Annotated in this window: 1 pseudogene; it reads left to right on the forward strand. The window is 69.4% G+C overall.

Going from position 1 to position 245, the window contains the following annotated elements:
• Window positions 1–245 (forward strand): annotated as a pseudogene (locus ACLJNW_RS27745) (APC family amino acid permease); the annotation flags it as partial.

Below are 245 nucleotides of genomic sequence, written 5' to 3' on the forward strand. Positions count from 1 at the left end.
TCACCGAGCCGGGCGGCAGCGCCTGGCTGGTGGGCGTCGTCATGGTGCTCTGCTTCGGCCTGCTGAATGCGCTGGGGATCACCGCCTTCGGTCGCGCCGAAGTGATCCTCACCTTCGGCATGTGGAGCACCCTGATGATCTTCGCCGTGGCCGGCCTGTTGCGCCTGCCCGCGGTGGAGTTGCAGGGCTGGTTCGGGGCCTCGATGGTCGGCGACGACCTGCCGACCCTGCTGTCGCTGGTGGGC

Source organism: Salmonella sp. SAL4457, from assembly GCF_046548235.1.
In the GTDB taxonomy this organism is placed as follows: Bacteria; Pseudomonadota; Gammaproteobacteria; order Enterobacterales; family Enterobacteriaceae; genus Salmonella; species Salmonella enterica.